10 protein-coding genes are annotated in these 9,223 nt (G+C 30.6%); 7 read left to right on the top strand and 3 right to left on the bottom strand.

Going from position 1 to position 9,223, the window contains the following annotated elements:
• The 5 genes from ACKVOV_RS05640 to ACKVOV_RS05620 all read left to right on the top strand — a co-directional run.
• The coding region (locus tag ACKVOV_RS05640) for a PhoH family protein (protein WP_409205792.1) at nucleotides 1-835 on the top strand (835 nt) is incomplete at its 5' end.
• 250 nt (nucleotides 836-1,085) lie between these two features.
• Nucleotides 1,086-1,898, top strand: a complete 813-nt coding sequence (locus ACKVOV_RS05635; RefSeq protein ID WP_409205791.1) for an SDR family NAD(P)-dependent oxidoreductase — start codon at nucleotides 1,086-1,088, stop codon at nucleotides 1,896-1,898.
• 238 nt (nucleotides 1,899-2,136) lie between these two features.
• Nucleotides 2,137-3,576 carry an alpha-amylase gene (locus ACKVOV_RS05630; protein WP_409205790.1) on the top strand — a complete coding sequence of 480 codons (1,440 nt, stop codon included), beginning with the start codon at nucleotides 2,137-2,139 and terminating at the stop codon, nucleotides 3,574-3,576.
• Nucleotides 3,577-3,698: 122 nt separating this feature from the next.
• Nucleotides 3,699-4,646, top strand: coding sequence for a phosphoribosylaminoimidazolesuccinocarboxamide synthase (locus ACKVOV_RS05625; protein ID WP_409205789.1), 948 nt, complete (start codon nucleotides 3,699-3,701; stop codon nucleotides 4,644-4,646).
• 181 nt (nucleotides 4,647-4,827) lie between these two features.
• On the top strand, nucleotides 4,828-5,202 hold the full coding sequence (locus ACKVOV_RS05620; protein WP_409205788.1) for an ankyrin repeat domain-containing protein: 375 nt from the start codon (nucleotides 4,828-4,830) through the stop codon (nucleotides 5,200-5,202).
• A gap of 65 nt (nucleotides 5,203-5,267) precedes the next feature.
• On the opposite strand, the gene ACKVOV_RS05615 is transcribed toward ACKVOV_RS05620, so the two are convergent.
• The gene (locus ACKVOV_RS05615; protein WP_409205787.1) at nucleotides 5,268-5,810 is read right to left on the bottom strand and encodes an SRPBCC family protein; all 543 of its coding nucleotides are present in this window, start codon (nucleotides 5,808-5,810) and stop codon (nucleotides 5,268-5,270) included.
• 25 nt (nucleotides 5,811-5,835) lie between these two features.
• Complete coding sequence (locus ACKVOV_RS05610) at nucleotides 5,836-6,291, bottom strand: DUF1801 domain-containing protein (protein ID WP_409205786.1); 456 nt, start codon at nucleotides 6,289-6,291, stop codon at nucleotides 5,836-5,838.
• 216 nt (nucleotides 6,292-6,507) lie between these two features.
• Here ACKVOV_RS05610 and ACKVOV_RS05605 point away from each other — a divergent pair, with 216 nt between their 5' ends.
• Nucleotides 6,508-6,960 (top strand): hypothetical protein, encoded by a 453-nt coding sequence (locus tag ACKVOV_RS05605; RefSeq protein WP_409205785.1) that lies wholly within the window; start codon nucleotides 6,508-6,510, stop codon nucleotides 6,958-6,960.
• 213 nt (nucleotides 6,961-7,173) lie between these two features.
• Here the strand turns inward: ACKVOV_RS05605 and ACKVOV_RS05600 are convergent, their stop codons facing one another.
• Complete coding sequence (locus ACKVOV_RS05600; RefSeq protein WP_409205784.1) at nucleotides 7,174-8,262, bottom strand: M42 family metallopeptidase; 1,089 nt, start codon at nucleotides 8,260-8,262, stop codon at nucleotides 7,174-7,176.
• Between the two features lie 84 nt (nucleotides 8,263-8,346).
• Between ACKVOV_RS05600 and ACKVOV_RS05595 the strand changes: the two genes are divergently transcribed.
• Entirely contained in the window at nucleotides 8,347-9,039 is a 693-nt protein-coding gene (locus ACKVOV_RS05595; RefSeq protein WP_409205783.1) for a DUF4294 domain-containing protein, read from the top strand.
• The last annotated feature ends 184 nt before the right edge of the window (nucleotides 9,040-9,223 follow it).

Here is a 9,223-nt window from a genome sequence, read left to right as displayed (position 1 = left end):
AGGAACAACACTTAAAGCCTTTGGCGAAAAAGATGAGCTAGACGAATTCGAAAAACGCTTCAACAGACTCATGGTTCACTTTACACGTTACAATACTATTGATAATAATGTTATTGATAGAGTGATTTTGAGCGACTCTAGAGAAGAACAAAAAATGGCAGATATCGACAAAATTTTGGTTCACGGAATAGGAGGAAAGCTCATAAAAGCGATGACTCCAAACCAACAATTATTGGTTGATTGTATTAACAAAAACGATATGGTTTTTGCCGTAGGACCCGCAGGAACTGGAAAAACTTATACAGGTGTTGCAATGGCTGTAAAAGCATTGAAAGAGAAACAAGTAAAACGTATTATTTTGACCCGTCCAGCAGTAGAAGCAGGTGAAAATCTTGGTTTTCTTCCAGGAGATATGAAAGAGAAACTAGATCCGTATATGCAACCATTATATGATGCTTTGCGGGATATGTTGCCACCACAAACACTTGAAGATTACATATTAAAAGGGATTATACAAATAGCTCCATTAGCATTTATGCGTGGACGTACTTTAGATAATGCTTTTGTAATTCTAGATGAAGCTCAAAATACCACTCATTCTCAAATGAAAATGTTCCTAACTCGTATGGGAAAAAATGCCAAGTTTATGATAACTGGCGATCCAGGTCAGGTAGATTTGCCTCGAAGAACGATTTCGGGACTTAAAGAAGCAATTTTAGTACTAAAAGACGTCGAAGGAATTAGTATTATTTATCTTGATGATAAAGATATTGTTCGTCATAGATTAGTCAAAAAAGTAATAGATGCTTACAAACAGATTGAAAATAATGATTAAATAAGTAAAAAATGTTTAGATATTAATTTTCTTGAAATAGAATTTTTTTTATACCTGATAGGTTTTTGAAACTTGTCAGGTATAATTGTTTAAATAAGAGACAAATAATGACGGCTAAAGAATCTTTGTTGTAGTAATAAGCTTGTCAGAATTTGAATAGAATTCTTGTAAATTTTCTTAATTTTAATCAAAACTAAATATTGCATTTATTTTTGTGTAGTTTTACCAACTTACTAAAAAAAAGGAAATATTGAAAAATGTACTTATTACTGGAGCAGGAAGTGGATTAGGTAAAGAACTGGCCTTACATTTTTCTAAAAACGGTTGGAATGTTATTGCAACAATGATTCATCTTGATCATGGTAAAGACATAATGGGTTTACCAAATATTAAATGTCATATTTTAGATGTTACATCGACTGAAATTATTGAAAACACAAAAATAGAGTTATTAAAAAAATATAAAACTATCGATGTTGTTATTAATAATGCAGGAGTTGGTTATAGAAGTTTTGTCGAATTATCTGAAGATGATAAGATAAAAAGTATTGTAGATATTAACTGGTTGGGAGTTGTAAAAGTATGCAGAGCATTTATCCCTGTATTTAGGGAACAAAATAAAGGGCTTTTTATAAATATATCTTCAGTTGCAGGTTTGGTAAATTTGCCTTTGGGAAGTTTTTATCATTCGACAAAAAAAGCTGTAGAAAGTTTTTCAGAATGTATGGCTTATGAGCTGATTGATTTTAATATCAAAGTTTGTACAGTACAGTTTGGAAATGCAAAAACTGACTTTCAGAAAAATGTAACAAAATCTGAAAAATCAAATATTGAATCCTATAATATCTTGATGGATAAAATAACAGATTTACTTCATAAAAAAACAGCTAAAAATAAAGATTTATTACCTACAATAGTTCAAAAAGTACTTGAAATTGCTGAAAATCCACCAAGAAGATTCAAACGATTTACAATTGGTTTTGATGCAAATGCAATGAATTTTCTCCGTACGATATTAGGATACAGATTATTTAATTGTTTAATAAGACGTTCAGTTTTATAAAAAAGGCTCTTAGTCTTTGTAAAAAAGTATTTATTAAATTGATAATTTAGAAAATAAATTACTTTATTTTTATTAAAAAATCACCTGTATTTTTATATATAATTAAAACTTTTCAACACTATAACGTTTTCGTTAGTGTGTTAAAAATGAGTTTGTATTGTGCATAATAAAATTTATATAAATTTAGTCAATAAAGTAAAATTTATCAAATCAAAAACCAACTTTAAAAACTAATTTTATGAACAAACCAACAATTAAAATTTTGTTATTCTCTTTATTAATAGCTAATTATGCTTGTAATACAGAAGACAAATCACAAGATGAGGCATTAGACATTGCTAAACAAAGTAAAGTGATAAATGTAACCAAGCATGACGGACATCCTTTTAGTACGGGGAATGTAAACACATCACAAACAAGTAAATATGTTGCAGGGCCTGGGGGAGGCGTAATGATGCAAGCTTTTTATTGGGATGTACCTGCAGGAGGAACATGGTGGAACACTATTAATACTAAAGTAACAGATTGGGCAAATGCCGGAATTTCATCTATTTGGTTACCGCCAGCATCTAAAGCACAAAACGGAGCATTTTCTATGGGATATGATCCAACAGATTATTTCGATTTTGGGGATTTTAATCAAAATGGTTCTATTGAAACTCGTTTTGGATCAAAAACTGAATTAACTAGTCTTATCACTAATGCTCATCTTCAAAACCTACAAGTTTTTGCCGACATAGTTATTAATCACAATAGCGGTGGAGCTTCAGAAAGTAATCCATATACAGGAACACAAACTTGGACAAACTTTAATGGAGTTGCATCAGGTAAGTTTAAACGAACTTATAATGATTTTTACAAAAATGCATATGGTAATAACGACGAAGGAGCTTTTGGAGGTTTTCCAGATTTATGCCATGCAAATCCTTATGTAAAAGATTGGCTTTGGTTAAGAGCAGATGGTGTTGGGAAGTATTATAAAAATACTATGAAATTTGATGGTTGGCGTTTCGATTATGTAAAAGGTTTTGGCCCTTGGGTTGTTAATCAGTGGAATGCAAATGTTGGAGGTTTTTCAGTTGGGGAATATTGGGATTCGAATGTAAACACTTTAGAGTGGTGGGCTAATAATGCCAATAGTTCTGTTTTCGATTTTGCATGTTATTATAAAATGCATGATGCTTTCGACGGAAATAATTTAGCTCTTTTGAATGATGATATGATGTGGAAAAGAAATCCATATAAAGCAGTAACTTTTGTTTCTAATCACGATACAAACGAAATCTGGAAAAAGAATTTAGCTTATGCTTATATCTTAACTCACGAAGGATATCCAACTATTTTTTATAGAGATTATGAAGAGTGGTTGGACAAATCAAAATTGAACAACTTAATTTGGATTCATAATAATAAAGCAACAGGAAATACATCTATTTTATATTCAGATAATGATGAGTATGTTGCAAGAAGAAATGGTTATAACGGCAATCCAGGCTTAATAGTTTATCTTAATAATTCTGCATCATGGCAAGAAAGATGGGTTCCTACAAACTGGAGCAATGCACAAATTAAAGATTTTACAGGACAATCTACTTGGTTACCAACTACACAAGGCGATAGCTGGGTAAAAATACAATGTCCACCTAATAGTTATTCGGTTTGGTCTATAAATATGTAAACTCATTATAATTCTATTAAAAGCTGTTCTTATTAAGAACAGCTTTTTTTATAGATAAAAATCACGATTCTTTTGACAATATTCATAAAACAAACTATTTTTGCGGAAACAACAACACAACAATGAATACAATTACAACTACAAATTTTAATTTCCCGAATCAAAAATCTGTTTACCGAGGTAAAGTCAGAGAAGTTTATAATATAAATGATGAACTTTTAGTGATGGTTGCCACCGACAGGCTATCAGCTTTTGATGTCGTCTTGCCAAAAGGCATTCCTTACAAAGGACAAATCCTAAATCAAATTGCTACCAAGTTTATGGAGCTCACGCAAGATATTGTCCCAAATTGGCTTATTGCGACACCAGATCCAAATGTTGCAGTTGGACATTTGTGTGATCCATTTAAGGTAGAAATGGTTATTCGTGGTTATCTTTCAGGTCATGCAGCAAGAGAATATGCTTTAGGAAAAAGAATGATTTGTGGTGTAACAATGGTTGAAGGATTAAAAGAGAACGATAAATTTCCTACACCTATAATTACACCAACTACAAAAGCAGATAATGGTTCACATGATGAAGATATTTCCCGTGAAGACATTTTAGCAAAAAATATTGTATCTGAAGAAGATTATTTAGTTTTAGAAAAGTATACAAGAGATTTATATCAACGAGGAACTGAAATTGCAGCTTCACGTGGATTAATTCTAGTAGACACTAAATATGAATTTGGTAAAACCAAAGAAGGAAAAATTGTTCTGATAGACGAGATTCATACACCAGATTCCTCACGTTATTTTTACGCCGATGGTTATCAGGATAGACAAGATAAGAATGAAGAACAAAAACAATTGTCTAAAGAATTCGTGCGTCGTTGGTTAATAGAAAATGGATTTCAAGGGCAAGAAGGACAGCAAATACCAGATATGTCTAATGAATATATTATATCAGTCTCAGAACGTTACATCGAATTGTATGAAAATATTTTGGGAGAAAAATTCGTAAAAGCAGATATATCAAATATTAATGAGAGAATTGAAAAGAATGTTTTGAGTTTTTTAAACCAATAAGTTAACTATCTTTTAATTATATACTAACCACGTTTCTACGTGGTTTTTTTTCTTTGTACAAGAAATTAAAGGCTTTTGTTTCCTCCAAAATGTTAAATATATGTTATGGTTTTAAAAATGGTGTAACAAATAAAGCTTATATAACGTCTTATAAGTAATCATTAATTAAAAAACAATCATCATGAAAAAAACAATCATTATTTTAGGTCTGGCTTTAGTAGCTTTTGCAAATGAATCATTTGCATCAAATTTAAATGTTTTAAACAAAATCAAAGTTGAAACTATTTTTAATCCAACACCACTTTGTGCTGCAATTATGAAAGGAGATTTTGAAACGATTAAAAAATTTATCGAATATGGTACAGATATAAATGAAATTTCTGAAGGCATGACACCATTAATGTTAGCGGCACGTTATAACAAAGTAGAAATCGTAAAGTTTTTATTGGATAAAGGTGCAAGTCTTGATGAAAAAAACGAAAGAGGTTATACTGCTTTAAAGTATGCTCAAATGTCTAAAGCAATTGATGTTGTAGACTTACTTAAAAAAGCATAAGAAAACCCAAAGAAAACCGCCTTACTAATTTTAGTAAGGCGGTTTTTAATTTGTGTCAAATTGTATTATTGTTTTTCTAGAATAATTTTCAAATCATCTAATCCTTTTTGCAGGTCTTTACCTAACATATTTTCCATATCCATAATAGGAAGTAATAAGTTCATAGGATATTTCATCGAACCATTGAATCCCCATTTTATTTTAGTAGTATCATTACTCACGGACTCTGTAATAAAATAAGCTTTATCTGTTCCCTCAAAAGGTCTTTTAAAACGAAGTTCAAAATCGATACGCTCATTTGGAGTTATTTTTATAATTTCTTGTTCACCAGCACCAACTTCGTCATTTTTGCTATCCCAAGAGTAAATAAATCCAACTTCGCCATCGGTGTTTTTGAATGTTCTTATAGAATTGGGATCTTTTTTGTTCCAAACACTAAAATTGTCTTGATTTTTCATGAGTTTTACATAATTAAAAACGCTGTCTATTGGTTTGTTAATTGTAATTTCTCTTTCAACAGCGTACTCTTTTTTAATAAATAGACCAGCAATAAGTAATATTGCGACGATAAAGATTAATCCGAAAATAATTTTTTTGATAATTTTCATAATTTTATAATTTTAAGGTTAATGATTATTTTTTGAATACTGATTCGTAAGTGTTTATCCATTCCTCAACTGTCATTTTTCGCATAAGTTCACCAATCAATTCAAAAGGAATATCTTCAGATTTTTTAAAGCGCATACAACTTTTCCCCATATCTAATTTTTTTTTAGAGTGCTTTGGAAATTCTGAAGTAAACCATTCTAATAGTTTAGGATTTGAGTAAATCCCCATGTGGTATAATGCAATGAAGTTTTTTTGTGATGCAATAGCTGTAAATGATAAAGGCAATTTTGGGTCACAATGATAACCTTTTGGATAAATAGAATGAGGAACAACATAACCAACCATTCCGTAAATCATACATTCTTCGAAACCTTTTGGAATATTTTCTAAAATAGTTTTTCGAAGTTTATTAAAAGCTTGTTGTCTTTCTTCTGGAATTTCTGTTAGATATTCGGTTACGTTTTTTGCTTTTGATTGCATTTTTAGAATTGTTTTTTATGTAAAGTTAATATTTTAAGTGATGTAAAATTATTAAAAAAACACCTCCTTTCTCCTTTTTTGTAATCAAAATGTTAAAATTATCTTAAATTTCAATACTATGTAATACAAGATACCTTCTTTTAAATATATATTTGCATAGAATATTAGTAGGTATAAAAACAAAAAAAATATTTTTAAAATTTAAAATTAATCATCATGAAAAAATCAATCATTTATTTAGGAATCCTTGTAATCTCTTTTTCAAGTTTTACAGTAAGATCAAATCAGTTTAACAACAAGTTTATCAATAACTATATAGCTTTAAATAGTGAAATAGTCAATCAAAAAAATTCAATTACTTCGGTTGATAGTATCAATAAAGTAAAGGCAGAAAAAGTTTATTATAAAGTAAAAGATTCAACACTTTTAGACATTAATACCATTTTTGGATCTCATTACGAAAAATCGATTGATGAAATAATTATTGAAAACAATAGTATTATTGGAACTCAAATTGAAAAACCTGAGTACCTTGTTTATTTTGCAATAATCAATAATGAAGTTATAGATATTTCTATAGATAATGTACAATTTGTTTCACTAAACAAATCAATAGATGATATAATTGCTGAAGATAAAGAGATTACTGAGAGCGATTTACCAAAATAAGGTTAGCTATGAACTTGAAAAAATCTCGATTTATTAGTTCTATTAAACTTTTAAGAATAGCATCTTATCGCATCAGTGTATCACTAAAAAAAAGCCGAAATTCTAAATTGAATTTCGGCTTTTTTTAGCCCCGATAGCAGTGGAAATCCTTTTGCTTTTTTCTTTATAAAGCAAAAGATTGTAACAAATAGTGGGATTGGCTCCTAAAAAAAATTATTTAAAATAAGAGAAGGTTTCGTTGTTTTCTATTTTTAATAATGTTTCGTATATCAATTTTATGACATTTTCTACATCATCACGATGCACCATTTCAACAGTCGTGTGCATATATCGTAACGGTAATGAAATTAGTGCCGAAGCTACGCCACCATTGCTGTAGGCAAAAGCATCAGTATCGGTTCCTGTAACACGAGAGGAAGCCAAACGCTGAAAAGGGATTTTGTTTTTTTCTGCTGTATCTAATATAAGTTCTCGTAAATTATTTTGTACCGCTGGAGCATAAGTTACGACTGGACCTTTACCTATTTTAGTTTCACCTTCTATTTTTTTATCAATCATTGGTGTGGTTGTATCATGACATACATCAGTCACAATGGCAACATTAGGTTTAATGGTTTGTGTAATCATTTCGGCGCCACGAAGACCAACTTCTTCTTGAACAGCATTTACAATATATAAACCGAAAGGTAATTTTTTCTTGTTTTCATGAAGTAAACGCGCTACTTCGGCAATCATAAATCCTCCCATACGATTATCGATGGCACGACAAACAAATTTATCATTGTTTAAAATCATGAATTCATCTGGGTAAGTAATCACACAACCTACATGAACACCTAGTTTTTCGACTTCTTCTTTTGTCATGCAACCACAATCGATAAAAATATTATCAATTCTAGTAGCTTCTTCCTTGCTGCGATTACGAGTATGAATCGCTGGCCAACCAAAAACACCTTTTACAATTCCGTTTTTAGTATGTATGTTTACTCGTTTAGAAGGTGCTATCTGATGGTCAGAACCTCCGTTACGAATTACATAAATTAAACCATCATCAGTAATATAATTTACATACCAAGCAATTTCATCTGCATGACCTTCTATAACTACTTTGTATTTTGCTTCTGGATTTATAACCCCAACGGCAGTTCCGTAAGTATCGGTAATAAAAGTATCAACATATGGTTTCAAATAATCCATCCACAAATTTTGACCGCCAGACTCGAAACCAGTAGGAGAGGCGTTATTTAGATAGTTCTCTAGAAAGTCTATCGAAGACTTTTTAAGTATAGATTTCGTGCTCATAAAAATATTTTTTGCTAAATTATAAATTTGGCATTAGAGTTGTACAATAAATATATATTTTTGATAAAAAATTAGTTGAATAAAATGAAATATATACTCACTCTATTAACAATTTGTTTGATAACAACCATTTCATTTGGTCAAGTTACAAAAATTGATACAACTGAAGTTGAAAAACCTTTAATAGGAATTGATACAGTCGCAAAAATTCCAATTGAGTTAGAAGAAGTTTACATATCTAATAGATATGATTTAAAATCTGCTGAAGAGAGAAAGAAATTCCTAATTCTTCAACGCCGTGTCCTTAAAGTATATCCTTATGCAAAAACTGCAGCCGATAGATTGACTGCTCTTAATGAAGGAATGAAAGGATTAAAATCAGAAAGAGATAAAAGAAAGTACTTTAAATTAGTTGAAAACTACCTAACAAATGAGTTTGAAGACCAGCTCAAAAAATTAAGTAGAAAAGACGGACAAGTATTGGTTAAATTAATATATAGACAAACAGGATCATCAACCTTCGATTTAATAAAAGAGTTAAAAAGTGGTTGGAAGGCATTTTGGTCCAATAATACTGCAAGATTATTTGATATAAATCTCAAGACCAAATATGATCCGTACACAGTTGCTGAAGATCTTACTATTGAAGGTGTATTGTACAAAGCGTTCCTTGACGGAAGATTACCAAGACAAGCTGCAAAAAATGATATAAGCTATGCGAATTTTGTAAAAGCATGGAAAGGAACTCACAAAATGCTTAAACCCGAAGATAAATAAAAAGGAGCATCATATTTTAAGGTATGTTTTTTTATTTTTTAATTTATGGTGTGTCCCTTCGCGAAAAGGTAGGTCGGTCACCCGAGGCTGAAAGCCGAACTGGCGAAGCAATTCGCTTCAAGTCCTCGCACTTCCTTTGTCAGGCTGTGGGTTTTCCACTACTATCCCTCACGCGGGAGTCTCT

Source organism: Flavobacterium sp. (assembly GCF_046153165.1).
Taxonomy (GTDB): Bacteria; Bacteroidota; Bacteroidia; order Flavobacteriales; family Flavobacteriaceae; genus Flavobacterium.
The sequence above is the reverse complement of the archived record's forward strand: the minus strand, read 5'-3'. Positions and strand labels throughout refer to the sequence as shown.